Here is a 24,341-nt window from a genome sequence, read left to right on the forward strand (position 1 = left end):
CCAACGAGTTCGTCATTCACACGGACAACTGAGCCGCGGAGCAACCAACGGCACGCCGGTCACCGACCGGCGTGCCGTTTCGATCTCCGCGCCCGGGTTTAGCCAACGAATTCCCGGGAACGGCCTGGTCATCGTGCGTGCATAGATGCAACCTTTAGGCTCAATTGGGTCTTTGGTGGCAATTGCCTGATTCCATGGCCGTACCTCCTGCGTCGGGCGGGAGCGCCGGTCCCGCGGCTGATCAGGGGCAGGGAGCGGTCATCGTGTCGATTCGGGAACCGGGAGAGTCCGGAAACCCGGGTCCGCGCGATCCGAACCGCATGCATCGCCTGGCCTACCTGATGCTGGCGCCCACCCTCGGCCGGCGGCGTCGGGCCAAGCTGGCCGAACAGGCCGTGCACCGCGCCGCGGCCGCCCCGGATCCGCTCGCCGCCCTGGTCACCGAAGTGCTGCACAACGGCGGTCGGACCGGCATAACCCTGTTGGTGAGCATCCCCCGCCCGTTGCGTCCCGAGACCGGCGACGTGGATCGGGAGCTCGGCGCACTGATGCCCGCAGCTCGGGTGGCCTGCGTGCTGCAACGGGTGGCCGACGTGGACGCCGCGCACACCGCCGAGTTGCTGCGGGCGGCCGGGGTCACCGACCCGGAGACGGCGCTGGCGTCCGTCGACAACGGTGCGCCGGACGCTGACGCGCTGCGGGCGGTGGTGGTCCCGTTCACCGGTACGGGCCGCGCTCGTTTGGTCGCTGCCGGGGTCGCCGTCGTGGTGCTCGGCGTGGCTGCCCCGGTGATCGCGGTGAGCGTCACCGGCGACCACTCCGGCCGGCAGATCCCCGATCGTCCGGTCAGCGACCAGCAGGCCAAGGTGGCGCCGACCCAGCACCACAAGCACCGCGCCTCCCCGGCGCCCACGCCGACGCCCACCAACCCGGTGGCCTACCAACTGAGCCAACTTTTGGATCGCCTCGATGAGCGCTTGGCAAATACCCCGGCGGACTCCCCGGACATCGACCAACTCCGGGCACTGCGCGATGCCGTCGCCGCGCAGTTGAAGGTGTACCGCAGCAACGGCGGAAACACCCACTGACTTGTGCTTCGGCACCAACGCCGGACCTTCTCCTTTGGGTCGGGGCCTGCATTTGCGAACCGCGGTCGGCGAGTTACTGTTGCGCTGACGGCGTACGTCCCAGTCCCACCCTCGGAGTTGAAATGACGACCAGTCAGAATGCGCTGTTGGCCGACCGGATCGCGCTGATCACCGGTGCCGGACGCGGAATCGGAAAAGCCATCGCCGAGGCCTACGCCGCGGCCGGCGCCGTGGTGGTGGTCTCTGACATCAACGAGGGCTCGGCCAAAGAGGTGGCCGACTCCCTCCCGCGCGCCGAGTCCGCGGTGTGCGACGTGCGCGACGAGGCTTCGGTCGCCGCGTTGGTGAAGGGCGTCGTGGAACGCCACGGCCGACTGGACATCTGCGTCGCCAACGCGGGCGTGGGCAAGGCACAGCCGTTGGCCGAAACGAGCCTGGCCGACTGGCGGGCGATCACCTCGGTTAACCTCGACGGCGTCTTCCTCACGGTGCGCGAGGCGGCCCTGGCCATGGCCGCCACCGGTGGCGGCTCGATCATCGGCATGGCCTCGATCACCGCATTGGCCGGTTCGCCGCTGATCGGGCACTACGCGGCGGCCAAGGCCGGCGTGGTCAACCTCTGCAAGACCGCAGCGGTGGAGTTCCGGCCCTACAAGGTCCGGGTGAACTCCATTCTGCCCACGTTCATCGGCACCGAGTTGGTGAACGAGAACATCCCGGCGTTCGAGGCCGCGCTGGGTACCTCCTTCGACTCGATCATCACCGCCAAGCAGGGGCGGATGGGTGAGGTCGAGGACGTGGCTCCGCTGGCGGTATTCCTCGCCAGCGACCTGTCCGGGTTCTGCAGCGGGTCCACCTATGTGGTGGACAACGGCTGGACCGCGTCGCTGCTCTGAGCCACTCGGCTCGTCCCGTTCCCCCCGGCCGCAGTGCGGAAGGCATCATGAGAAGTCCCTATCGTCTGCTGCTCACTGTCGCTTTGATCGCGGCGACGTCGCCGGCGCTGGGCGGCGTGGCCACGGCGGCCGATGAAGCGATCACCGACCAACCGGTCCTGTTCCACGTCAAGAACACCAACCACTCCCGCGTGGCCTGCCCGGCCGACGACGCGGCGTACGACGTGGTCGGGCATCTGACCGGGCCGAGTTCGGTGCTGCACGGCGGACGCATCTCGGCGGCCACGCTCTACGTGCACGGGGACTCGGTCGACGAGAGTCTGTGGCGTTACGACAAGGCTCCCGGCTACAACTACGTCGCGGAGATGGCCAAGCGCGGATTCGTCTCGGTGACCATCAGCCGACTCGGCTACCCCGGCAGCGGCAAGCCGAACGGCAACAAGGTGTGCCTCGGCAGCGAGGCCGATGTGACCCATCAGATCGTCGTCGCGTTGCGGCACGGGACGTACAGCAGGGGCGACGGCCGGCCGGGCGCCTTGATACAGCGGCTGGGCCTGGCCGGACACTCTGCCTCCGGTTTCGCGGTGATGGCCGAGGCCTACTCGTTCGGCGCCATCGACGACCTGATCGTCGTCGCGTCCGGGGAGTTCACCAAACCCCGCGCGGCACAGGCGGTGGCCGACCAACAGTCGCGCTGTCCGTCCGCCCCGGACGGCTATGCGGTGCTCGACACCACCGACCAGCAGGCGTCCGCCGACTTCTTCCACGACGCCGACCCGGCGATCGCCGCCGATGTGTCCGCACACCGGCCGCCGGACTCGTGCGCCGGGTTGATGTACATCCCGTCCGACATGGCCGCGGACTCGATATTTCTCTCCGGGATCACGGTGCCGGTGCTGCTGATCACCGGGGACAGCGACGCGTTCTTCGACGACCCCGCGCACGAGGCCCAGTTGTTCGTGGGCAGCGGGGACGTGACGCCCGTGCTGTTGCCGAACACCGGCCACGCGATCACCCTCGGACACAGCGCGCCGCAGTTCCGCGATCAGATGGCCAATTGGCTGCACGCGCACAACCTGCAGAGCTAACCTCGGCCGGCGTGGACCTCGATGCGCTGGAGTCAGCCGCCCGTAGTGGGCTGACTCCACTCGCCTACGACTACTACGCGGGCGGTGCTGATCGGTCGGCCGGTGATCTGGGGGCTGGCCACCGGTGGCGCGACCGGGGCGCAGGCGGTCTGGACGGCTTTCACGACGATGATCCGCGCCATGGCGTTGTGCGGCGCGCGCACCGTCGAGGAACTGACCTCGGACCTGGTGGCCGGCTAGTCCACCAGGATCAACAGGCTGGACGTGGCGGTCGCCAGCAGCCGGTCCTGCTCGTCGTACATGCGCGCCTCGGCCAGCGCCGTGCGGCGGCCCAGGTGCGCGATCGACCCGATGGTGCGAACCGTGCCGGAGTCCGGCGACATGCCGCGCAGATACTTCACGGTGAGGTCCAACGTGGTCCACTTGGTGCCCGGCGGCAGGCTGGTCTGCAACGCGAGGCCCGTGGCGCTGTCCAGCAGGGTGGCGTACACGCCGCCGTGCACCGTGCCGATCGGGTTGTACTGCCATTCCTGTACGCGGCTGGTCAGCACGACGTGGCCCTTGTCGGCCTCGGCGACGGTGAAGTCCATGGTCAGCGCGATCGGCGGCGGCGGGAGCTCGCCGTCGATGATCGCGCGGACGAAGTCCAGGCCGGACCGGTCGACCGCGCCCGCGGCGGTGTGCGCCGGGTCGGCCCAGCCGTAGCTGCGCGTGCGGGCGGGATCGGTTTCGGGCACGGCTCCTCCACGGTCCTACTGGAAAGTAACATCATTCTGCCGACACAGCGCGGGGCGCCCGAATTTCATTCCCGCCGGCACCACCGAGTTTTCTGACCTGGCGTCAGTCCCATGGACGAGCATGTCGCATTTCGGCTGGCACGAGCGCGCGGTCCCGGCCAGACTGGGGTCGTGCACACCGAACGCGAGAGCTGCCTGCGGGCGGTCGAGGCCAAGGACCCCCGCTTCGACGGCTGGTTCTACACCGCGGTACGGACCACCGGGATCTACTGCCGGCCGTCCTGCCCGGCGATGATGCCGAAGCCCGCGAACATCACCTTCTACCCGAGCGCGGCGGCCGCGCAGCAGGCCGGATACGGAGCCTGCAAACGGTGTCGGCCGGACGCCAGTCCCGGCTCGCCACAGTGGGACATTCGCGCCGATGTGGTGGGCCGCGCGATGCGGATGATTGCCGACGGGGTGCTGGACAGCGGTGGGGTGCCCGGCCTCGCCGCAGCGCTCGGCTACAGCGTGCGGCAGGTGCAGCGGGTCATGCAGGCCGAACTCGGCGCGGGCCCGCTGGCCATTGCCCGTGCGCATCGGGCACAGACCGCCCGGCTGCTCATCGAGACCACCGACCTGTCGATGACCGATGTGGCCGCTGCGGCCGGGTTCGCCAGCGTGCGCGCGTTCAACACCTGCGTGGCCGAGGTGTTCGCGACCTCGCCGACCGACCTGCGCCGCGTATCCTTGCCTCGAGTGTGCAGTCAGGCACGCGAAAACGACGACGTCAGGTGCTCGACTGCACACTCGACCTGGAGCACCATCGCCCTGCGGTTGGCCTTCCGCGGCCCGCTGTGCCCGGACAACCTGTTCGGTCACCTGATCGCGACCGCAGTGCCCGGCGTCGAGGAGTGGCGCGACGGGGCGTATCGCCGCACGCTGCGGCTGCCGCACGGGCCGGCCGTGGTTGCCCTGCGGCCACCGGTCGGCGCGGCCGAGCCGGGGACGGGTCAGGTGGCCGCGGTGTTGCGGCTGGCCGACCTGCGAGATCTGGGCGTGGCCATCGCCCGGTGCCGACGGCTGCTGGACCTGGACGCCGACCCCATCGCGGTCGATGAGGCGCTGGCCGCCGATCCGGCGCTGGGCGCGCACGTGATCAAGTCTCCGGGGCGGCGGGTGCCCCGCACGGTGGACGGGCCGGAGTTCGCGGTGCGCGCGGTGCTCGGCCAGCAGGTGTCCACCGCGGCCGCGCGCACGCACGCGGGAAGGTTGGTGCTGGCGCACGGACAGCGGGTGGACGACCCGGACGGTGGGCTCACCCATCTGTTCCCGCCGCCCGAGGCCATCGACCCGGCCGGGTTGGCCATGCCCAACGGACGCCGGGCCACCATGCGCGCGGTCCTGGACGCACTGTTGGACGACTCACTGAACCTCTCCGCGGGCGCGGACCCGCAGGAGGCCCGCGCCCGGTTGGCCGAGCTGCCCGGCATCGGACCGTGGACCACGGAGGTCCTCGCCATGCGGGCGCTGGGTGACCCGGATGCCTTCCCGGCAACGGATCTGGGGGTGCGCCAGGCCGCCACCGCGCTCGGCCTGCCCGCGCGGCCCGCGTCGTTGATCGCACATTCTCGGCGCTGGGCGCCATGGCGGTCCTATGCCGTGCAGTACCTGTGGGCCACCGGCTCGCACCCGATCAACCGGATTCCGGAGTTCGGCATACCCAAGGAGAAGGCATCGTGACCCGTCGACACCTGGTGATGGACACCCCCATCGGCCCGCTCACTCTGGTGGCCGAGCAGGAGCGGCTGGCGTGTGTGTACATGACCGACCACCGGCACGCCCCGGACTCCGACGAGTTCGGGCCGCCGGCACCGGGCGACGGAGTATTGGGTGCCGCCCTACGGCAGTTGGAGGAGTATTTCGACGGCGACCGCACCGAGTTCGACCTGCCGTTGGTGGACGACGTCGGCACCCCGTTCCAACGCCGGGTGTGGGCCGAACTACGGGAAATCCCTTACGGCGAAACGATTTCCTACGGAGAGCTGGCCCGGCGCATCGGTCAGCCGACCGCGTTCCGGGCGGTGGGCCTGGCCAACGGTCGCAATCCGATCTCGATCGTCGTGCCGTGTCACCGGGTGGTCGGCTCCGGCGGTTCGCTGATCGGATACGGCGGCGGGCTGGACCGCAAACAACTACTGCTGAACCTCGAGCGCAAGCCGGCCGAGCCCTCGCTGTTCTGACCGCATCGAGGGTTTACCGTCCGCCGGTGACGTCCAGCGTGGCGCCGGTGACATAGGACGCCGCGGGCGACAGCAACCAGACGATGGCCTCGGCGACCTCCTCGGCGTTGCCCAGTCGGCCCAGCGGAATCGCGGCGACGCGCGAGCTCTGATCGTCGGGATGGATGTCAGTGGCGATGATGCCCGGACGCACCCCGTTGACCCGGATGCCGTACTCGGCGACCTCCTCGGACAGACCCACGGTGAGGGCATCCACCGCGGCCTTGGACGCGGCGTAGTCGACGTAGCGTCCCGCGCCGCCGAGCACCGCGGCCCGGGAGGAGACGTTGACGATCGCCCCGCCCTGCCCGGAGGTCTGCATCCGACGCACGGCCTCGCGACAGCAGAAGAACGCGCCGAACACGTTGACCCCGAAGACCTCCTCGAGGTCGTCGGACTCGGTCTCCGCGACCGGACCCAACGGCGAGATAACCCCGGCGTTGTTGACCAGTCCGCCGAGCGGCCCGAATTGCTCGGCCTGCTCGAACAGGTCGATGACGTCCATTTCCACGGCGACGTCGGCCTGCACGGTCAGCGCCCGGACTCCCGCCTCGGTGCACTCCCGGGCGACCGCTGCGGCAGCGTCACCGTCGGAGCGATAGGCCAGGCACAGGTCCCACCCGTGCGTCGCGGCCAGCCGTGCGGTGGCCGCGCCGATGCCGCGCCCGCCGCCGGTGATGACCAACACGCTCACCGGTCTCCTCCCCGGGTGTGGCCGTGGTCGGCGTCCCCGTCCCGGGCAACCGGCAGGGCCTCCCACGGGGTGGCGTCGAGCAGGATGTCGATGGCGTCGCCCGCCTCGGTCGGCCGCAGTAGGTGCGCGAGTTCGCGCACGCGCAGCTCGCCCGCCGCCGCGGCCAGGTCCGCGATCTCGGTGAGCACCGCCGGGTCGGACGGACCCCCGTAACCGCGCGCCAGGTTCGTGCGCGCATGCCCGACGTAGAGCAATCGACCACCCGGACGCAGCGCCCCTCCGGCCGTCCGAAGTACCTTCGTCAGGTCGGGCATCGGCAGGTGCAGATAACAGATCAGTGCCAGGTCCACCTCGCCGGGCGGGGTCCACTCCAGCAGGTCCGCCTGCTGCCAGTCCACGTCCACACCCAGCGCCGCGCCGCGCGCGGCGGCCTGCTGCACCGCGACCGCGGAGACGTCCACGGCGCTCACCCGCCAGCCACGCCGGGCCAACCACAACGCATTGCGCCCGTTGCCGCAGGCCAGATCCAGCGCCACGCCGGGCTCGAGTTCGGCCACCCGCGCCCGCACGAACTGATTCGGCTCCGCGCCCCACAGCGATGGCTCCGCGGCGTACCGCGCGTCCCAGTCCGTCCGGTTCACCGCCCGAACGTTACCGGGCTGCTCAGCCGTCGCCGGGCGCGGTGCTGGGCAGCGGGGTGGCGGTGCGGGTGCCGGCGTCGAACGCGGTGCCGGTCCAGTGATAGGTGTGCGTGGCCTGCAGATCGGGGCAACAGCGGGCGGCATCGGATGAGTACGCGAACGTGGTGACCACGGCCGTCGGCCCGCTGCCGGACAGATCGGAGACCACCTCATCGGCGTCCAGGGTCAGCAACTCGCCCGCCACCTGCGGCCCCTTCGCGGCGGCCACTACTGCGAACACCGCGGACGGCGGGGAACCGGCGCCGACGTCGCAGCGCACCGCGACCAAGGCGTCGGGCACCCCGTCCCCGGTGTAGTCGTAGTTGTGCTGACGCACCGTCACAAACCCGGAGTCGCCGCAATCCACCTGCCCGGTGAGCACACCGGTGAGATCCGGCGGCAGCGCCGGTGTCCTCGTTCCACTCCCGCCGCACCCGGCCAGCAACACCAGCGCGAGCGCCGAAACCGCGGCGGCGACCACAACTGGTGTAGGCACCGCAGCAGGATACGTGTCAGTCCTCCGCCAGATCCTCAATCGATGGGCAGGAGCAGACCAGATTGCGGTCACCGTAGGCGCTGTCGATGCGCCCGACCGGCGGCCAGTACTTGTCCATCGGCACGACACCGATCGGGAACACCGCCTCGGCGCGGCTGTACGGATGCGCCCACTCCGCGGCGGCGAGCACCTCGGCGGTGTGCGGGGCGTTGCGCAACGGGTTGTCCTCGGCCGGCCACTCGCCCGCGCCGACCTTCGCGATCTCCCCGGCGATCGCGATCATCGCGTCGCAGAACCGGTCGATCTCGACGAGGTCCTCGCTCTCCGTGGGCTCGACCATCAGCGTGCCCGCCACCGGGAAGGACATGGTCGGGGCGTGAAAGCCATAGTCGATCAGCCGCTTGGCGACGTCCTCGACGGTTACGCCGGTGGCCTTGGTGATCGCACGCAGGTCGAGGATGCACTCATGGGCGACCAGCCCGTTGCGTCCGGTGTAGAGCACCGGGAAGTGCTCGTTGAGGCGGCTCGCGATGTAGTTCGCGGAAAGGATCGCCACCTCGGTGGCGTTGGTCAGCCCGGCGCCGCCCATCAGCCGGATGTAGGCCCACGGGATCACCAGGATCCCGGCGCTGCCGAACGGCGCAGCCGAGATCGGCCCCACGCCGGTGCTCGGGCCGGCCGCGTCCACCATCGGGTGGTTGGGCAGGTACGGCGCGAGGTGCGCCTTCACCGCCACCGGGCCGACGCCCGGACCGCCGCCGCCGTGCGGAATGCAGAAGGTCTTGTGCAGGTTCAGGTGCGAGACGTCGCCGCCGAAGGAGCCCGGCTTGGCCAGCCCCAGCAGCGCATTGAAGTTCGCGCCGTCGATGTAGACCTGTCCACCCGCGGCGTGCACCGACTGGCAGAGCTCGGTGATGCCCTCCTCGAACACACCGTGCGTGGAGGGATAGGTGACCATGATCGCGGCGAGGGACTCCGCGTGCTTGTCGAGCTTGGCCCGTAGGTCGGCCAGGTCCACATTGCCCCGGTCATCGCAGGCGACCACGACCACCCGCATCCCGGCCATCACGGCCGAGGCCGCGTTGGTGCCGTGCGCGGAGGACGGGATCAAACACACGTCGCGACCGGCATCACCGTTGGCCTTGTGGAAGGCGCGGATGGCGAGCAGGCCGGCCAGCTCACCGGCGGATCCGGCGTTGGGCTGCAGCGACACCCGGTCGTATCCGGTGAGTTCGGCCAGCCAGGATTCCAGGTCACGGATCAGCCGCAGGTAGCCGGGCCAGTCCTCGGCCGGTGCGAACGGGTGGATGTCCGCAAAGCCGGGCCAGGTGACCGCCTCCATCTCCGCGGTCGCGTTGAGCTTCATCGTGCAGGAGCCGAGCGGAATCATCCCGCGGTCCAGCGCGTAGTCGCGGTTGGCGAGCACCCGCACGTAGCGCAGCAGTTCGGTCTCGCTGCGATAGGAGTTGAACACCGGCGCGGTGAGGAACGGGGTGTCCCGCCCCAGGTCGGCCGGCAACGCGGAGCGCATGTCATGCGTTATGGCCGTCCGGCCGCCCGGTTTGTCCGGGTTTGCCGCCCCGGAACGCATGACATGGGCAAGGGTGGGGGGCGCCGGCACCCGGAACGCCTCGAGCACCGCGGCGATGCGGGCCGGGGTGGTGGTCTCCGCGCAGGCGATGCGCACTCGGTCCGGGCCCTCGACGCCGAGGTTGATGCCCAGCGAGCGGGCCACCGCGTTGACCTCCGCGGCCCGGCCGGGCACCTCGGCGAGCACGGTGTCGAAAAACTGCTCGTGCACGACGTTCACCCCGCCGGCGCGCAGCGCGGCGGCGAGGCCGGCCGCGTGCTCATGCACGCGACGGGCGATTGCGCGCAGCCCGTCCGGCCCGTGGTACACCGCATACATCGAGGCGATGACCGCGAGCAGCACCTGCGCGGTGCAGATGTTGCTGGTCGCCTTCTCCCGACGGATGTGCTGTTCGCGGGTCTGCAGCGCGAGCCGGTAGGCGGGGTTGCCCGCCGAGTCGATGGAGATGCCGACCAGTCGGCCGGGCATTGCGCGTTCCAGGCCGGCGCGCACCGAGATGAAGCCGGCATGCGGGCCACCGAAGCCCATCGGTACACCGAATCGCTGCGCGGATCCCACGACCACGTCCGCGCCCCAGGCGCCGGGTGCGGCGAGCACCGTGCAGGCCAGCAGATCCGCGGCAGCGGTGACCAGCGCGCCGCGGGCGTGCGCGGCGGCGACCAGCGAGGAGTAGTGGACGCGGGAGTGCAGCCGCCCGGAGGCGCCCGGGTACTGCACGACCACACCGAAGAAATCCCCACCGGGCAGGTCCCCGGTCAGGTCGGCCACCTCGACGTCAATGCCCAGCGCCTCGCACCGGGTGCGCACCACGGCGACGGTCTGCGGCAGACAATCCGCGTCGAGCAGCACCCGGCCCTCGGGCATGCCGGCCACCGAACGGCGCATCAGCGTCACCGCCTCGGCGACGGCGGTCGACTCGTCCAGCAACGACGCGTTGGCGGTGGCCAACCCGGTCAGGTCGGAGATGACCGTCTGGAAGTTCAGCAGCGCCTCCAGCCGACCCTGGGAGATCTCCGGTTGGTACGGCGTATAGGCGGTGTACCAGCCCGGGTTCTCCAGCACCTTGCGGCGGACCACACCCGGGGTCACCGTCTCGTGGTACCCCAGTCCGATCATCGAGGCGCGGACGGTGTTGGTCCCCGCCAACTCCCGCAGGGCGCGGAGCACGTCCTCCTCGGTGATCGCCTCCGGCACCGCCAACGTCGGCTGCTCGACGAACGGCAACCGGATGCCCGCCGGTACCGCGGCGACGGCCAGAGCGTCCAGATCGGCGTGGCCGACAGCGGCAAGCATGCGGGTCCGCTCTGCCTCGTCAGGGCCGACATGACGGGCAACGAAGGGGCCGAAAGTGGAGGTGGGGGTCATGTCCACCCAGTTTAGGTTCAGGTCCCCGGTTAAGTTCCGGCCGCCCGGGCGAGGGCCGGGTCAGCCCTTGACGAGCTTCTTGTCCAGAATCTGCGTCATCCGCCAGGTGTTGTGGTCCGCGTCCCACTGCACCTGGGCGATGAAATCGATGCCGCTGCGGGCGTTCACGCTGTAGGCGGTGGACCCGTCCTGGTTGAGCTCGGCCAGCTTCGCCGCCGCGTAGGTCAGGTTGATCGAGGTGACCTCGCTGTTGCTCTCCGCCACCTTCACCGCGGTCGCCGTGACCGCGCCGCCCTGCGGCTTGTCGTTCTGCGCGGCGAAGAACGCGATGTCGCCGACGGTGGCCCGGCACACCACGCAGTTCGGGTCGCTGACCGACACCAAACGCTTCACGTCACCCTGTGCGTAGGCGTCGGTGAGGATGGTGTTGAAGTAGAACTGGACGAACGCGACGGCGCCGGCGTCGGTGTGCTGGAGCGCCGCGTCCGGCATCGGCGCCTGCACCGGCGTCGGGGCGGACGAGGGCGCGCCGGCCTTGCCGGCGGTCAGCGGGTCCTTGCTGTGGCCGCCACCCCCGCAGGCGGACAGCAGAAGCATTCCGGCCACGACCGGCACAGCGAGTCGCGAGAGTCGAGTCAGCACAAGCTCAGGTTAGCGACGGGCACCCGCCGGGGCCGTCACTGAACGATTTACCCGTGTCGTGGCGAATATCCGCTGACGACCCATCAGGTCTGCGGGCGAGCCGCGCGATACGCCGCCAATGCCGCAGATGCCTGCACGCATTGATTGCGGTCGAGCACTCGCGGTGATCCAGCGGCGGCCGCGCGCAGATAAACATCGCACACCCACTCCAGATTCATAGCCGCCTCCAAGGCATCGGCCACGTCCGGACCGGTGGTCACCGCACCGTGGTGGGCGAGCAACACCGCCGCGGAATTGCCCAACGCGTTCACCGCGCCGGCGGCGAGTTCCGCGGAACCGAACGGCGCGTAGGGCGCGACCCGCACCACCTCGCCGAGCGCGGCGGCGTAGTAGTGCACCGCGGGTAGTTCATCGACCAACGTGGACACGGCTGCGGCGGCCGGCGAGTGGGTGTGCACCACCGCGCCCGGACCACGCGCGGCGTGCACCGCCAGGTGCAGCGGCAGTTCCGAGGACGGCCGCAGCTCAGCGTCCACGGCGGTGCCGTCCAGTGCATGCCAGCCGATGAGGTCCGGGCGCAGCGCCCCGCAGTCCACCCCGCTGGGGGTGATCGCGACCAGTTCGTCGACCCGGACGCTGAGGTTGCCGGCCGTGCCGTCGAACAACCCCGCAGCCTTGCCGCGCACGCCCGCCGCGACGAGCTGCGCGCGAACCGCAGCTCGCCTCACCCGCGCGTCACGTGGCCATGACCTCGACGAACACGTGCGAGGCCAGCCCGCTGTCCAACTCGATGGCCTCCCCGCCACGACCGACCAACACGCCGCCGTGCGAGGTGCGGGCAACCACCGAGCCGCCCGGCCGCACCCCGGCGCGCCACATCCCGCGGATCACCGAGAGGTCCTCCTGCACGGGTTCGCCGATGCGCCGGACCACCACGGACACCCCGTTCTCGGTGGCCACCTGGTCCAGCGACTCCAGCCCTGCGCGGAATTCCTCGGACTGGATGTCACCGAGCTCGTCCAGGCCGGGAATCGGGTTGCCGTACGGGGACTGCATCGGGTGGCCGAGCAGCTCGAGCAGCTTGCGCTCGACCTCCTCGCTCATCACGTGCTCCCAGCGGCACGCCTCGGCGTGCACGTCGGCCGGCTCCAGGCCGATGACCTGCACCAACAGGCACTCCGCCAGTCGGTGCTTGCGCATCACCCGGGTCGCATGTTCCCGCCCCTTGGCGGACAGTTCGAGGTGACGGTCGCCCTGCACGCTGACCAGGCCGTCGCGCTGCATCCGCGCCACCGTCTGCGAGACGGTCGGGCCGGACTGGGCCAACCGCTCCGCGATCCGGGCGCGCAGCGGAACGACGCCTTCCTCCTCCAACTCGAAAATCGTGCGGAGATACATCTCGGTGGTATCGATCAGGTCACTCATCCGGCCACCCCGTAATCCATCCGAGAAGTCCTCGACCCCTGATTCTTGCGCAGGAACGGCCCGGGTGACGCAAAGCGGTCCCGTCGCTGGGGAAAACGGGCCACTCGCTGGGGAAAACAGGATTGTCGGGGGCGTCCCGCATGGTGGAGCTTGGAACCGCGAGGAGGTGACCAAGGTGCGCAAGTGGCTGCCGTTGCTGGCCGTGTGCATGGGCACATTCATGCTGCTCATCGACGTGACCGTGGTCAACGTGGCGTTGCCACAGATGGCGAGCTCCCTGCACACCTCGTTCTCCTCGCTGCAGTGGGTGGTGGACGCCTACGCACTGGCCCTGGCCGCCCTGGTGCTCGGCACCGGATCGCTGGGCGACCTGACCGGGCACCGGCAGACCTACGTCGGCGGGTTGGCGGTGTTCGCCGTCTCGTCCCTGGTGTGCGGCCTGGCCCCGAACGCGGGGCTGCTGATCACCGCCCGGCTGGTGCAGGGTGCGGGCGCCGCGGCCATGTTCGCCACCACCGTCGCCCTACTCACCGGCTCCTACTCCGGCCGCGACCGCGGCACCGCGTTCGGCATGTGGGGGGCGGTCGCCGGGGCCTCGGCCGCGGTGGGCCCGATCATCGGCGGCGTGCTCACCCAGTTGGTGAGCTGGCGCTGGATCTTCTTCGTGAACCTGCCGGTGAGCGCGGCCGCGATCGCGCTGTGTCTGCGGGTGCTGCCCGACGAACCGCGCACCGGCCGGGCCAAGGTGGACGTGCTCGGGATGGCGTTCTTCTCCGCGGCGGCCGGTGAGCTGACCTACGCGATGATCCGGGCCAACGACCATCACTGGCTGTCTCGCGCCACACTGAACCTGGTCGCCGCGGCGGTGTTGCTGCTGATCGGCTTTGTGATGGTGGAGCGCCGGGTCGCCCAGCCTTTGTTCGATCTCGGCCTGCTGCGCAACAAGCCGTTCGTGGGCGTGCTGGTGTCCGGCATCGCCCTGAACTTCGCCGCGTTCGCCGGCCTCACCTACGTCTCGATCTGGCTGCAGTCGGTGCTCGGCATGAGCCCGATCGAGTCGGGCCTCACCGGCCTGCCGCTGTCCCTGGCCACCTTCGTCACCTCGGCGGGTATCGGTCGCAGGCTGCACAGCTCGCCGCCCGGCAAGGTCATCGGCATCGGTCTGTTGCTGATCGGGGCCGGCGGATTGATGGGTGCGCTGTTCGTACACGGTGGGGCGAATTGGCCCGCACTGATGCCCGGCTACGCGCTCATCGGCGTCGGGGTGGGCCTGGCCATCCCGATCTCCAACGCCGCGGCGATGGACCAGGTACCGCCGCACCGCCGCGGCATGGCCAGCGGCTCGGTGCGCACCATGCAGCAATTGGGTTACGCGTTCGGCATCGCGCTGTTGGGCACGGTGTTCGCCGCGCGCGCCCGACACGTGGTGGCAGGCGACGGCCTGACCAATGTGGCCGGCATCGCCCACGCGGTGGCCGGCGGACAGGCGCCGGGGCTGCTCGCGGCGGCCCCGCCGGACGGCCGGGTCGCGCTGGATTCCACCGTGCACGCCGCGGCGGTCTCCGGTCTGCAGAGCGTGCTGGCGTTGTCCGGGATCCTCGGCGTGCTCGCCGGCCTCGCCGTGCTGGCGCTGATGCGCTCGGCCCCCGCGCCCGAGCACGCGACCATCGGTCAGCAGCCCGCGCCGGGGCCGACCGTGCTCCCGGCCGCCGACGGGCCGGTGCTGATCAAGCTGTGATCCTCGGATCCGCCTCGGTCACCGGGAAGTGGCAGGCGACCCGGTGGCCACCATCGTCCGCGGTCGGCACCAACAGCGGTTCCTCGCTCGCGCAGCGCTCCTGCGCCCGCGGGCAACGAGTGCGGAACCGGCACCCCGACGGCGGGTTCACCGGGCTGGGCACATCACCGGTGAGCCGGATGCGTTCGGCGCGCACGGGCGCGTCCGGGCGATCGACCTCCGGCACCGCGGACAGCAAGGCGTGGGTGTAAGGGTGCCGCGGATGGGCGTACAACGCCCGCGCGGACGCCACCTCCACGATCTTGCCCAGGTACATCACCGCCACCCGGTGCGAGACGTGGCGCACCACCGCGAGGTCGTGCGCGATGAACACGTAGGCCAGGCCCAGATCCCGCTGCAGCCGGCCGAGCAGGTTGACCACCTGTGCCTGAATCGACACGTCCAGCGCGGAAACCGGTTCATCGGCCACGATCAGGCTCGGCGAGAGGGCCAGCGCCCGGGCAACGCCGATCCGTTGACGTTGTCCGCCGGAGAACTGGTGCGGGTAGCGGTTGTAGTGCTCGGGGTTGAGCCCGACCGTCTCCAACAGTTCCTGAACCCGTTGCTTGCGCCCGCCGGGTGGGTCGATGTTGTTGACCTCCATCGGCGCGGCCACGATGGAGCCCACCGTGTGCCGCGGGTTCAACGAGGCGTACGGGTCCTGGAAGATCATTTGGATCTCGCCACGCAGCGGGCGCAGCTCCTTGTTGCCCAGGTGCGCGATTTCCTTGCCGGCGAAAGAAATGGCGCCCGCATCGGGCTCCAGCAGTCGGGCCACCAGCCGGCCGGTGGTGGTCTTGCCGCAGCCGGATTCCCCGACCAGGCCCAGCGTCTCGCCCTTGCCCACCTCGAAGGAGATCCCGTCCACCGCCCGTACCGCGCCAACCTGACGGCTGATCAGGGAATTGCTGCGTACCGGAAAGTGCTTCACCAGGTCGGTCACCGCGAGCAGCGGTTCGACGCTGGTCATGACGGTTCCGCCGGCGCGCCGTACCAGAGCGGCTGCAGCTGCTCGGTGAGGATGCGCCGGCGCAGCGCCGGGTCGAGGTGACAACGGGACAGGGTCTCGCCGGAGGGCAGCAGGTCCGGCAGCAGCGTCCGGCACAGGCCCGGCGGGGCCTGGTCGGGGTAATCGCAGCGGGGCAGGAATGCGCAGCCGGCCGGCAGGTTGATCAGGCTCGGCGGCGTGCCGCGGATGGCGACCAAGTCACCCGCCGTGGCGTCCAATCGGGCCACCGAGGACAGCAGGCCCCAGGTGTAGGGCATTTGCGGTCGGTTCAGCACGTCGCGCGCCGCGCCGGACTCCACCACCCGCCCGGCGTACATCACCACCACGTCGTCGGCGACCTGCGAGATCACCCCGAGGTCGTGGGTGACCAGCAGAATCGCGGTGCCGGACTCCGCCTGCAGATCGGCCAGCAGGTCCAGGATCTGCGCCTGCACGGTGACGTCCAGCGCCGTGGTCGGTTCGTCGGCGATGAGCAACTTCGGGTCGCAGGCCAACGCAATCGCGATCATCGCGCGCTGCCGCATACCGCCGGAGAACTCGTGCGGGTAGCTGTCCACCCGCTGCTCGGGCTGCGGGATGCCGACCCGGCCGAGCAAGTCGATGGCGCGTTGGCGGGCCACCCTCTTCGAGGCGCCGGTGTGCCTCCGGTACGGCTCGGCGATCTGATTGCCCACCGTCCAGAACGGCGACAGGGCGGTCAGTGCGTCCTGGAACACCATGGCGATGTCGTTGCCGCGGATGGTGTTGAGCGCAGAATCCGCCAGCCCGACCAATTCCCGGCCGTCGAACCGGATGGAGCCGCGAACCGTGGTGCGCCGCGGGTCGTGCAGACCCAGCACGGACAACCCGGTCACCGTCTTGCCCGACCCGGATTCCCCTACCACGCCGAGCGTGCGGCCCCGCTCGAGTTGCAACGTGACCCCGTCGACAGCCTGCACCAGACCGTCCTCGGTGCGGAAGGACACCCGCAGGTCATCGATGACCAGCAGCGGCGCGGTTGCCTCGGTCATGTCAGCCGCACCCGCGGGTCGACCACCGCGTAAGCGATGTCCACCACCACGTTGGCGATGACCACCAACGCCGCGCCGATCAACACCGTGGCCATGATCATCGGCAGGTCATCGTTGAACACCGAGGTCACCGCGAGCTTGCCGATGCCCTGGATGTTGAACACGGTCTCGGTGATCACCGCACCGGACAGCAGGCCGGCCAGGTCCAGGCCGAACACGGTCAGCACCGGGGAGAGCGTGGCCCGGCCGGTGTGCTTGAGGTGCAGGGTCGAGGTCTTCAATCCGCGCCCGCGGCCGGCCCGCACGAAATCCTCACCGAGCGTGTCGAGCATCCGCGATCGGGTGAGCCGCGCATACACCGCGGTGCTCACAATGGCCAACGTGATCCACGGAATGATCATGCCCTTGAACCAGGAGGTTGGGCTGTTGCTGATCGGCACGTAGCGCGGGTCGGGCAGCCAGTGCAGTTGGTCGACGAATACGTTCTTGAGCAGCGGGCCGATGAAGTAGATCTGTAGTGAGGCGCCGATCAGGCTGAACGAGATCGCGAACCGGTCGAACCAGGTTTGCGCGCGCAACGCAGCGATCGCGCCGAGCCCGACACCGACGATCAGGAACAGGGTCGCGGCGCCGATGGCCAACGAAATGGTGGCCGGGAACCGGTCCAGCAACGTCGACCAAACCTGTTGCTTGGTGGTGTAGGAGTAGCCGAAGCACGGCACGCCGCAGTGGGTCGGCTGACCCGCGAACGTGTAGTCCCGGCCGACGAAGATCCCCTTCATGAAGTCCCAGTACTGCACGAAGATCGAGCGATCCAGGCCCAGTCCGTGCTTGATCTCGGCCAACCGGGTGGGGTTGCACGACTTGCCGCAGACCAGCCGCGCGGGGTTACCGGGCAGCGCGAAGAACAGGAAAAACGTCACCGCGCTGACCACCAGGAGGATCAGCACCGCACTGAGGATGCGACGGATCAGAAAGCGCAGCACGCGTCCTCCTCCCGGTGGCGAATCACTTGACGTACAGCCCGTTCAGCGAAACCTCGCCGTAGATGTTGTCGTAGGTGACGTGGCCCAGCCGGGGCCCGTACAACTGCCGGGACCGCAAGTAGGTGTCGGGAAACACGGGGAGTTTTTGCAGAATTGCGCGGTCCAGTGCGGCCCAGCGCTTACCCGCTTCGATCGGGTCGGCGATCTTGCGAATGGCGTCCATCTGCTTGTTGATGGCGTCGTCTTTGAAGAACGACTGGTCGGTGTTACCCGGCCCATCCACGATCAGCCGGCCGTCGAACAACGGCGGGTAAACGGTCGACCCGCTCGGCCAGTCCGCCGCCCAGCCCTGCGCGTAGACGTCGAACGGGTTGCTTGGATCTGACTCAAGGTCCTGGTCCTTGGGATCGACGGCCTTCTTGATCACCTTGAAGCCGGCCTTCTCCAGCGCCTGCGTGGTGATAATCCCGGCCTGCTGCCCACGTCGGCTGGACGCGTTGTAGGGCATCACCAATTTCGTGCCGAGCTTGCCCGCTTCCTTCAGCAGCGCCCGTGCCCGCTGCGGGTCCCCGCCGGGGGGCACCTGAAAGAGGTCGGAGTCCTCGTGCCCGACCAGGGTCGGCGAGGACAGCGTGCCGGCGAAGTCGCCGGTGTCCGGGCCACCCACCAGTTGGCGCAATTGGCAGCGCGGGTAGGCGTACATGACCGCCTTGCGCACCCGGATGTCCGTCATCCGACGCAGGTTGAACACCACGTAGCTGGTGAACTGGGTGAGCCCGCTGACGCTGCGGGCCAGCAGGTCCGGCCGGTTCAACACCTTGTCCAGTACCTCGGGTGAGACCCCATCAACAACCGTCATCGCGGCGGCGTCGGCGCCCACCGCGGCGATCAACCGGCGGTTGGTGTCCAACGGGGTCTCGCCAAAGGTGAACTCGAACCGATCCGGGTAGTCGGTGCGGATCGGGTCGGAGGCGCCCTTCCATGCGGTGTTGCGCACCAGCACCATGTTGCGGTCGATGTTGTGCGAGGCGATCTTGTAGGGCCCGTTGGAGAAGGGCTTCAGGTCGTAGTCGCCGCGGGTGTCCTTGCTCTTCTTCACCGGCGCGCCCTGCAGCGCCATGGCGAAGGGCACGTCGGGCTGTGCCTCCTTGAAATTCAGCACCACCGTCTTGTCGTCGGGGGTCTGGATGGCGTCGAGTTCCTTGCCGTCGTAGGGCCCCTTGTAGACAGAGTGGAAGTCCTGGGTGCCCGCGAACCAGGTCTGTAGATAGGTCGGACCCTCGGAGTAGTCCTCGACGAACTCCCGCTCCAGGCCGTACTTCACGTCGGCGGAGGTGACCGGCGAACCGTCCTCCCAGGTAATGCCGGGCCGCAGGGTGTAGGTCCAGGTGCGGTTGCCGTTGCTTGATTTGCCGGTGTCGGTGGCCAGATCGCCGACCAGCTTGATGTTGGTGCCGTCCTCCAGGTAGCCGGTGAGCTGACGGGTGAGCAGCTGCGAGAGGGTCTGCAGGTTGTTGACGTAGATGCGCGCCGGGTCCAGGTGCTGGTAGTCGACAACGTCGTAGACCCGCACCGTGCCGCCGCGCTTGGCGTCGGGCACCGGCTTCACCGGCGCGCTCACCTTGTTGTCGATGCGGTAGTTGTACTTCGGGATCGGCGTCGCGGAGGCCTCGGCCGAGCAGGAAGCACTCTCGGCGAGGTCGTCTCCGTGACCGCCGAAGGTGCAGCCGGGCAGTAACCCACCGACACACACGATGGTCATCGTCAGACCGACCGCCCGCTTCATCGCAGGCCCTTGGGGTCCAGGGCGTCGCGTACCGCGTCGCCGAGGATGTTCGCGGCCAGCACCAGGATCAGCAGCGTGGCGCCGGGAATGACGAAGTACGCCGGGTCGGACAGGTAGACGTCCTTACCGGCGCTGACCATCCGTCCCCAGTCCGGGGTGGGCTCCACGATGCCGATGCCGAGGAAGGCCAGCGCCGCCTCACCGGTGACCACGCCCGGCACCGCGATGGAAAAGGTGACCAGGATCGGCGACCACAGATTCGGCAGTAGTTCCTTGCGCACAATCCGCCAGGTGCTTGCGCCGGACATGCGCGCGGCGTCGACGAACTCGCGTTCGCGCAGGGACAACACCTCGCCGCGGATGAGCCGGGCCTGGAAGGTCCAGCCGAACAACGAGAACAGGAAGATCACCACCGCGAAGCGCAACCACGTCGGCGTCTGCTCATCCGGGGCCACGAACCGGGAATCCACCACCGGGCTGAGCGCAATGATCAGCAGCAGCCCCGGGAACACCAGAAACAGATCCAGGACGCGGCCGGCGATCCGGTCCACCCGACCGCCCAGGTACCCGGTGGTGATGCCGTAGATGACGCCGACCACCGAGGTGATCAGCGAGATGGTGATGGCGATGAACAGCGACGTACGCGCGCCGTACACCAACTGCATGAACACGTCCCGGCCCAGGCCCGGTTCGACACCCAACCAGAAGCGAGAGCTGATGCCGCCGTGCGCCTGCGCGGGCAGGCCGCTCGAGGTGAGCAGGCCGGCGTGGTTCAGCCCGTAGGTGGTGTACGGGTCGCGGCCGTAGATCTTGCCGATGAGCGGCGCGAACAGCGCGACCAGCAGATAGAAACCGACCACGCCGGACGCGATGACGCCGACCTTGTCGCGCTTGAAGCGCTCCCAGGCGATCTGGCTGGGCGACCGGGTGGGTGCCGGCCGAGCGGGATCGGCGGGCCCGGGGGCGGAGGCAGGTTCCTCGAGCAGGTCGGGCGGCAGGGTGGTCATCAGCCTGCCCCTTCCTGCGGCCGGCGTCCTTACCGGTGGTTCGGCGCAGCGTACGGGGCGGATGGCACCCCGGGAAAGCACCGGGGGTTTGCCCCCCGAGTGGAATGCCCAGGCTCCCTGCATGACGGCCAATGTGATGTGGTTCCGCCGGGATCTGCGGCTACGGGACAACCCAGCGCTGCTGGCCGCGGCGGGCTCGTCCGGGTTCGGCGACGGCCGGGCCGCGGTGGTGCCGTTGTTCCTCATCGATCCGGCCCTGTGGCAACCCGCCGGCGATCCCCGGCGCGCGCGTCTGGTGGCCACGCTGCGCGCGCCAGCCCCCGGCGCGTGGAATGGGTGCACCCGCCGACCGTGCACGAGCTGCCCGCGGCCGGCGCCGCACTGTCCCCGGCCGGCGAGGAAGCGGCGCTGCGTCGGTGGCGCAGGTTCCGCGACGGGGCACTGCGCGCTTACGCCACCGACCGGGACAACCCCCAGTTGACGGTACGTCAGATCTTTCCACGGCGCTGAAGTTCGGTGAGTTGCATCCGCGCACTCTGCTCGCCGATCCGGCCGAGCGCGACGGGCACGCCGACCCGCTGGGCACCAGCGGCGCTGCCACGTTCCGTGAGGAATTGGCCCGGCGAAAGTTCCACGCCGACATGTTGTTCCACCGCCCGCAGACCGCGCGGGAGTATCTGCGTCCCGAGTTCGCCCGCATGCCCTATGCCGGCCCCGGCGAGCAGCTGGAGGCCTGGCAGCAGGGCCGCACCGGCTACCCGATGGTCGATGCCGGCATGCGGCAGTTGCTGCATTCCGGCTGGATGCACAACCGGGTGCGGATGATCGTCGCCTCGTTCCTGGTCAAGGACCTGCACCTGGAGTGGCAGCACGGCGCGCGCTGGTTCATGCAGCGCCTGCGCGACGGGGACCTGGCCTCCAACCAGTTGAACTGGCAGTGGGTGGCCGGCTGTGGGGCCGACGCCGCCCCGTACTTTCGGGTGTTCAACCCGGTCAAGCAGGGCCAGAAGTTCGACCCGGACGGGGACTACGTGCGGGCGTGGATCCCCGAGCTACGGCACCCGCCCGGCGCAGCCGCGCACGTTCCGTGGGACGTGCCGGAGGGCTACGCCCACCGCTACCCGCGGCGGATCGTGGATCACGCCACGGAGCGACGCGAGGCGCTGCGCCGGCTCGAGCAGGTGCGCGCACTCAGTCGAGCCTGACCCGGGTCAGCGCGCTGCGCCCATCCTCGTCGGAGAGCACGGACACGACGGCGTAGGTGGCGTTGGGCGACAGCAACCATGCTCCGTGTGGGGGACCGGGACCGCCCGACAGGCGCGGCAAAAATGTGCTCGACACTCGCCGGCTTTTCCACGTACCGTCGAGGTACACGGATGGGAGGTGGTCCTAACTTTGTGTATTCATAGGACGCGTGAGGTGGCTGCAAGCTAGCCGCTGACGGTTGTGCCTTCACCGGTTGCCACAGGCGGTCGGCGAATCCACTGCAGTCACCCGGGGCCCGCGGTGTTCGGGGTACGTCCCCTCGAACTGTCGACACGTCGACAGCCGCGGGTTTCCGTTTGTCCGGGGGTCAGGCCAGCGGGTCGACGTCCGCGGCCGGCATGCGGTCGGTGGCCGCGATCACTCGCATCAATGACTGCTGGATGGCCACCAGGTCGTCGAGGTCCATGCCCAGGCGCGCGACCACCGCGTAGGGGATTTTCTCCGCCTCCGCCTTCAGCGCCCGGCCTGAATCGGTGAGGTCGACCATCAGCACCCGCTCGTCGTCGGTGTGCCGGGCACGGCTCAGGTAACCCAGCGCCTCCAGTCGCTTGAGCATGGGCGACAGCGTCGCCGGGTCGAAGTGCAGCGCGGTTGCCAGGTCCTTGGCCGCGCGCGGGCCGTCGTGGTCCCACATGGCGAGCATCACCAGGTACTGCGGATGCGTGAGCCCGTGTGGCTCCAGCAGCGGCCGGTACACCCCGATCACGCAGCGGCTGGCCACCGACAAGGCGAAACACACCTGCCGTTCCAACTCCAGCGGGTTCGGGCCGAGGTCAATGGTGCGGGTCAGTGTCTGCTCGCTCACAGTTCCACCCTAGCGCTTGTCTTTGGTGCACTATTGATTAGTGTACTAAACATCAGCACGCCAATGGAGGTTTGCGATGAACGAGAAGCCCCCCACCCACGAACCGCATGGCTTCGAGGACCTGCCGTGGCGCATCGGCTACCGGATACGCCGAGGGTTGTTCCACATCTTTGGCCCGCCCCAGCTCAGCCCGCACAACGACCCGCACATGCGACTGGCCCGCGAGCGCGCCGCCCGCTACGCCGGTCGGACGGCGACTCAGGGCGCCAAGCGGTCGGTCGTCCAACCCGCCGGTCCAAGGGTGTAGCGCAACCGGTCGTGCAGCCGGGAGCTTCTCCCCTGCCAGAACTCCATGGCCTCAGGGATCACCCGGTAGCCGCCCCAGAAGTCCGGCGCCGGCACCTCGGTGCCCATTGGCCAGCGCCGATTGAGCTCGGCGAACCGTTCGTCGAGTTCGGCCCGGGAGCCGAGCACGGTGGACTGTCGCGAGGCCCACGCGCCGATCTGCGAGGCACGTGGGCGGGACCGGAAATACGCCGCCGACTCGGACGGGTCGACCCGTTCGGCCCGACCGGTGACGATCACCTGCCGACGCAGGCCGTGCCACGGGAACAGCAACGACACCGCGGCGCGGGCCTCGAGATCGGCGGCCTTGCGCGAGGCGTAGTTGGTGAAGAACAGGAACCCGCGCTGGTCGAACTCCTTGAGCAGCGTCATCCGCGACGACGGCGTGCCGTCCGCACCCACGGTGGAGACCACCATGGCGTTCGGTTCGGCCAACCCGGCCGCGGCGACCTCGCGGAACCACTCCCCGAAGGCCACCAGCGGGTCCGGATCGAGGTCGCCGACATCCAGGCCCTCGGCCATGTACTCCTGGCGCATCCCGGCCAGGACCGGGTCGGGGCCACCGAGGTCCGGATTCACCTGAGGGGACGTCAGTCCAGCTGGCTGTGCAGGAAGGCGGTCGCCTCGGCCCAGCACTTGGCGGCCAGCGCCTCGTCGGTGTTGCCGAGCGGGTTCTGCGGGTTCATGAACGCGTGGCCCGCACCGTCGTGCACGGTGAATTGAACGTCCTTGCCCATCCCCTGCAGCTTGGCCTCCAGCGCCCGAGCCGCTTCGGGTGCGAAGAAGTCGTCGTTGCCCGCCATGTGGCCGCGCACCACTGCGGTCAACCCGGACCAGTCCGGCTCCATGTCCGGCGGCGGGAAGCCGTAGAACGGCACCGCGGCCTTGATCTTGTCGCCGCGGCCGGCCGCGATGAGCATGGTGAGCAGGCCGCCCATGCAGAAGCCGGTGACGCCGAGCGCATCCCCGGTGACGGCCTCATGCCCGGCCAGGAAGTCGATGGCCCCGCTCATGTCCCGGGCGGCGCGGTCCGGCGGCAGGCTGTTCATCAGCTTGCCCGCCTTGTCCATTTCGTCGTGCGCTGCCAGCTCGCCGTGGTACAGGTCCGGGGCCAGCGCGACGAAGCCCGCCTCGGCCAACCGGTCGACCATGATCTTCAGCGATGGGTCCAGGCCCCACCATTCCTGCAGCACCAGCACGCCCGGCCCGCGTCCGCTCGCCGGTAGTGCCAGGTAACCGCCCGCCGTGCCTCCATTGCTCGCAAACTCCACGTTGTTCGCCATGCCTGCGAGGTTACAGACGAGTGAGGCGAGCGGAGAAGCGAGCCGGCGAGGAACGAGCGCTCGCTCCTCCCGAGCCGATTGAGTCTGTTGAGCGCAGCGAACAT

Annotated in this window: 26 protein-coding genes; 10 read left to right on the forward strand and 16 right to left on the reverse strand. The window is 69.5% G+C overall.

The annotated features are described in order from the left end of the window. Nucleotides 1-263 precede the first annotated feature (263 nt). From VGJ14_16995 to VGJ14_17010, 4 genes are all read left to right on the forward strand, one after another. Nucleotides 264-1,088 carry a hypothetical protein gene (locus tag VGJ14_16995; protein ID HEY2834128.1) on the forward strand — a complete coding sequence of 275 codons (825 nt, stop codon included), beginning with the start codon at nt 264-266 and terminating at the stop codon, nt 1,086-1,088. A 122-nt stretch (nt 1,089-1,210) separates the two neighbouring features. Then, a complete protein-coding gene (locus VGJ14_17000) occupies nt 1,211-1,984 on the forward strand; it encodes an SDR family oxidoreductase (GenBank protein ID HEY2834129.1) in 774 nt (257 codons plus the stop codon). A 47-nt stretch (nt 1,985-2,031) separates the two neighbouring features. Further along, on the forward strand, nt 2,032-3,072 hold the full coding sequence (locus tag VGJ14_17005) for an alpha/beta hydrolase (GenBank protein ID HEY2834130.1): 1,041 nt from the start codon (nt 2,032-2,034) through the stop codon (nt 3,070-3,072). Between the two features lie 84 nt (nt 3,073-3,156). Next, the gene (locus VGJ14_17010; protein ID HEY2834131.1) at nt 3,157-3,312 is read left to right on the forward strand and encodes an alpha-hydroxy-acid oxidizing protein; all 156 of its coding nucleotides are present in this window, start codon (nt 3,157-3,159) and stop codon (nt 3,310-3,312) included. Here the strand turns inward: VGJ14_17010 and VGJ14_17015 are convergent. Next, on the reverse strand, nt 3,309-3,809 hold the full coding sequence (locus tag VGJ14_17015; GenBank protein HEY2834132.1) for a PaaI family thioesterase: 501 nt from the start codon (nt 3,807-3,809) through the stop codon (nt 3,309-3,311). The genes VGJ14_17010 and VGJ14_17015 overlap by 4 nt on opposite strands. Before the next feature lie 171 nt (nt 3,810-3,980). On the opposite strand from VGJ14_17015, the gene VGJ14_17020 reads away from it, so the two are divergent. Next, nucleotides 3,981-5,531, forward strand: coding sequence for an AlkA N-terminal domain-containing protein (locus tag VGJ14_17020; GenBank protein ID HEY2834133.1), 1,551 nt, complete (start codon nt 3,981-3,983; stop codon nt 5,529-5,531). Then, nucleotides 5,528-6,031, forward strand: coding sequence for a methylated-DNA--[protein]-cysteine S-methyltransferase (locus tag VGJ14_17025; GenBank protein ID HEY2834134.1), 504 nt, complete (start codon nt 5,528-5,530; stop codon nt 6,029-6,031). The genes VGJ14_17020 and VGJ14_17025 overlap by 4 nt, the downstream gene beginning before the upstream one ends. A 13-nt stretch (nt 6,032-6,044) precedes the next feature. On the opposite strand, the gene VGJ14_17030 is transcribed toward VGJ14_17025, so the two are convergent. The 7 genes from VGJ14_17030 to VGJ14_17060 all read right to left on the reverse strand — a co-directional run bounded on the left by VGJ14_17030 (nt 6,045) and on the right by VGJ14_17060 (nt 12,963). Continuing rightward, nucleotides 6,045-6,764, reverse strand: a complete 720-nt coding sequence (locus VGJ14_17030) for an SDR family oxidoreductase (GenBank protein ID HEY2834135.1) — start codon at nt 6,762-6,764, stop codon at nt 6,045-6,047. Beyond that, nucleotides 6,761-7,405, reverse strand: coding sequence for a class I SAM-dependent methyltransferase (locus tag VGJ14_17035; GenBank protein ID HEY2834136.1), 645 nt, complete (start codon nt 7,403-7,405; stop codon nt 6,761-6,763). Before VGJ14_17035 ends, VGJ14_17030 begins: the two co-directional genes overlap by 4 nt. 22 nt (nt 7,406-7,427) lie before the next feature. Then, nucleotides 7,428-7,940: a hypothetical protein gene (locus VGJ14_17040; protein ID HEY2834137.1), complete on the reverse strand. Its 513-nt coding sequence runs from the start codon at nt 7,938-7,940 to the stop codon at nt 7,428-7,430. 16 nt (nt 7,941-7,956) lie between these two features. Further along, a complete protein-coding gene (gcvP, locus tag VGJ14_17045; GenBank protein HEY2834138.1) occupies nt 7,957-10,896 on the reverse strand; it encodes an aminomethyl-transferring glycine dehydrogenase in 2,940 nt (979 codons plus the stop codon). 60 nt (nt 10,897-10,956) lie between these two features. Then, complete coding sequence (locus VGJ14_17050) at nt 10,957-11,493, reverse strand: DUF6318 family protein (GenBank protein HEY2834139.1); 537 nt, start codon at nt 11,491-11,493, stop codon at nt 10,957-10,959. Nucleotides 11,494-11,621: 128 nt separating this feature from the next. Beyond that, a complete protein-coding gene (locus VGJ14_17055) occupies nt 11,622-12,266 on the reverse strand; it encodes a class II aldolase/adducin family protein (protein ID HEY2834140.1) in 645 nt (214 codons plus the stop codon). 7 nt (nt 12,267-12,273) lie between these two features. Then, nucleotides 12,274-12,963: a metal-dependent transcriptional regulator gene (locus VGJ14_17060; protein HEY2834141.1), complete on the reverse strand. Its 690-nt coding sequence runs from the start codon at nt 12,961-12,963 to the stop codon at nt 12,274-12,276. 166 nt (nt 12,964-13,129) lie between these two features. On the opposite strand from VGJ14_17060, the gene VGJ14_17065 reads away from it, so the two are divergent. Then, nucleotides 13,130-14,701, forward strand: coding sequence for an MFS transporter (locus VGJ14_17065; protein HEY2834142.1), 1,572 nt, complete (start codon nt 13,130-13,132; stop codon nt 14,699-14,701). On the opposite strand, the gene VGJ14_17070 is transcribed toward VGJ14_17065, so the two are convergent. The 5 genes from VGJ14_17070 to VGJ14_17090 are packed head-to-tail and all read right to left on the reverse strand — an operon-like array spanning nt 14,691 to nt 20,538. Further along, nucleotides 14,691-15,710: a dipeptide ABC transporter ATP-binding protein gene (locus tag VGJ14_17070; protein HEY2834143.1), complete on the reverse strand. Its 1,020-nt coding sequence runs from the start codon at nt 15,708-15,710 to the stop codon at nt 14,691-14,693. The two genes, VGJ14_17065 and VGJ14_17070, sit on opposite strands and share 11 nt — an antisense overlap. Continuing rightward, a complete protein-coding gene (locus VGJ14_17075) occupies nt 15,707-16,759 on the reverse strand; it encodes an ABC transporter ATP-binding protein (GenBank protein ID HEY2834144.1) in 1,053 nt (350 codons plus the stop codon). The genes VGJ14_17070 and VGJ14_17075 overlap by 4 nt, the downstream gene beginning before the upstream one ends. After that, nucleotides 16,756-17,745 (reverse strand): ABC transporter permease, encoded by a 990-nt coding sequence (locus tag VGJ14_17080; GenBank protein ID HEY2834145.1) that lies wholly within the window; start codon nt 17,743-17,745, stop codon nt 16,756-16,758. The genes VGJ14_17075 and VGJ14_17080 overlap by 4 nt, the downstream gene beginning before the upstream one ends. A gap of 22 nt (nt 17,746-17,767) precedes the next feature. Continuing rightward, nucleotides 17,768-19,531, reverse strand: a complete 1,764-nt coding sequence (locus tag VGJ14_17085) for an ABC transporter substrate-binding protein (protein ID HEY2834146.1) — start codon at nt 19,529-19,531, stop codon at nt 17,768-17,770. Beyond that, nucleotides 19,528-20,538, reverse strand: a complete 1,011-nt coding sequence (locus VGJ14_17090; protein ID HEY2834147.1) for an ABC transporter permease — start codon at nt 20,536-20,538, stop codon at nt 19,528-19,530. Before VGJ14_17090 ends, VGJ14_17085 begins: the two co-directional genes overlap by 4 nt. A gap of 327 nt (nt 20,539-20,865) precedes the next feature. Here VGJ14_17090 and VGJ14_17095 point away from each other — a divergent pair, with 327 nt between their 5' ends. Both VGJ14_17095 and VGJ14_17100 read left to right on the forward strand, forming a co-directional pair. Continuing rightward, nucleotides 20,866-21,048 (forward strand): hypothetical protein, encoded by a 183-nt coding sequence (locus VGJ14_17095; protein HEY2834148.1) that lies wholly within the window; start codon nt 20,866-20,868, stop codon nt 21,046-21,048. A gap of 11 nt (nt 21,049-21,059) precedes the next feature. Further along, nucleotides 21,060-21,743, forward strand: coding sequence for an FAD-binding domain-containing protein (locus VGJ14_17100; GenBank protein HEY2834149.1), 684 nt, complete (start codon nt 21,060-21,062; stop codon nt 21,741-21,743). Nucleotides 21,744-22,111: 368 nt separating this feature from the next. Here VGJ14_17100 and VGJ14_17105 read toward each other — a convergent pair whose 3' ends face one another. Beyond that, nucleotides 22,112-22,609, reverse strand: a complete 498-nt coding sequence (locus VGJ14_17105) for a MarR family transcriptional regulator (GenBank protein ID HEY2834150.1) — start codon at nt 22,607-22,609, stop codon at nt 22,112-22,114. Between the two features lie 76 nt (nt 22,610-22,685). Here VGJ14_17105 and VGJ14_17110 point away from each other — a divergent pair, with 76 nt between their 5' ends. Next, on the forward strand, nt 22,686-22,916 hold the full coding sequence (locus tag VGJ14_17110) for a hypothetical protein (GenBank protein ID HEY2834151.1): 231 nt from the start codon (nt 22,686-22,688) through the stop codon (nt 22,914-22,916). Here the strand turns inward: VGJ14_17110 and pdxH are convergent. Together pdxH and VGJ14_17120 are read right to left on the reverse strand one after the other, a co-directional pair. Beyond that, nucleotides 22,868-23,533, reverse strand: a complete 666-nt coding sequence (gene pdxH, locus VGJ14_17115; GenBank protein HEY2834152.1) for a pyridoxamine 5'-phosphate oxidase — start codon at nt 23,531-23,533, stop codon at nt 22,868-22,870. The two genes, VGJ14_17110 and pdxH, sit on opposite strands and share 49 nt — an antisense overlap. Nucleotides 23,534-23,544: 11 nt before the next feature. After that, nucleotides 23,545-24,237 carry a dienelactone hydrolase family protein gene (locus VGJ14_17120; GenBank protein ID HEY2834153.1) on the reverse strand — a complete coding sequence of 231 codons (693 nt, stop codon included), beginning with the start codon at nt 24,235-24,237 and terminating at the stop codon, nt 23,545-23,547. Nucleotides 24,238-24,341: the final 104 nt, after the last annotated feature.

The sequence above is a fragment of the Sporichthyaceae bacterium genome (assembly GCA_036493475.1).
Taxonomy (GTDB): Bacteria; Actinomycetota; Actinomycetes; order Sporichthyales; family Sporichthyaceae; genus DASQPJ01.

Coding starts and splice junctions, on each gene's coding strand:
- VGJ14_17000 (HEY2834129.1), top strand. CDS start 1,211: ATGACGACCAGTCAGAATGCGCTGTTGGCCGACCGGATCGCGCTGATC.
- VGJ14_17005 (HEY2834130.1), top strand. CDS start 2,032: ATGAGAAGTCCCTATCGTCTGCTGCTCACTGTCGCTTTGATCGCGGCG.
- gcvP (HEY2834138.1), bottom strand. CDS start 10,896: ATGACCCCCACCTCCACTTTCGGCCCCTTCGTTGCCCGTCATGTCGGC.
- VGJ14_17050 (HEY2834139.1), bottom strand. CDS start 11,493: ATGCTTCTGCTGTCCGCCTGCGGGGGTGGCGGCCACAGCAAGGACCCG.
- VGJ14_17060 (HEY2834141.1), bottom strand. CDS start 12,963: ATGAGTGACCTGATCGATACCACCGAGATGTATCTCCGCACGATTTTC.
- VGJ14_17070 (HEY2834143.1), bottom strand. CDS start 15,710: ATGACCAGCGTCGAACCGCTGCTCGCGGTGACCGACCTGGTGAAGCAC.
- VGJ14_17075 (HEY2834144.1), bottom strand. CDS start 16,759: ATGACCGAGGCAACCGCGCCGCTGCTGGTCATCGATGACCTGCGGGTG.
- VGJ14_17085 (HEY2834146.1), bottom strand. CDS start 19,531: ATGAAGCGGGCGGTCGGTCTGACGATGACCATCGTGTGTGTCGGTGGG.
- VGJ14_17090 (HEY2834147.1), bottom strand. CDS start 20,538: ATGACCACCCTGCCGCCCGACCTGCTCGAGGAACCTGCCTCCGCCCCC.
- VGJ14_17110 (HEY2834151.1), top strand. CDS start 22,686: ATGAACGAGAAGCCCCCCACCCACGAACCGCATGGCTTCGAGGACCTG.
- VGJ14_17120 (HEY2834153.1), bottom strand. CDS start 24,237: ATGGCGAACAACGTGGAGTTTGCGAGCAATGGAGGCACGGCGGGCGGT.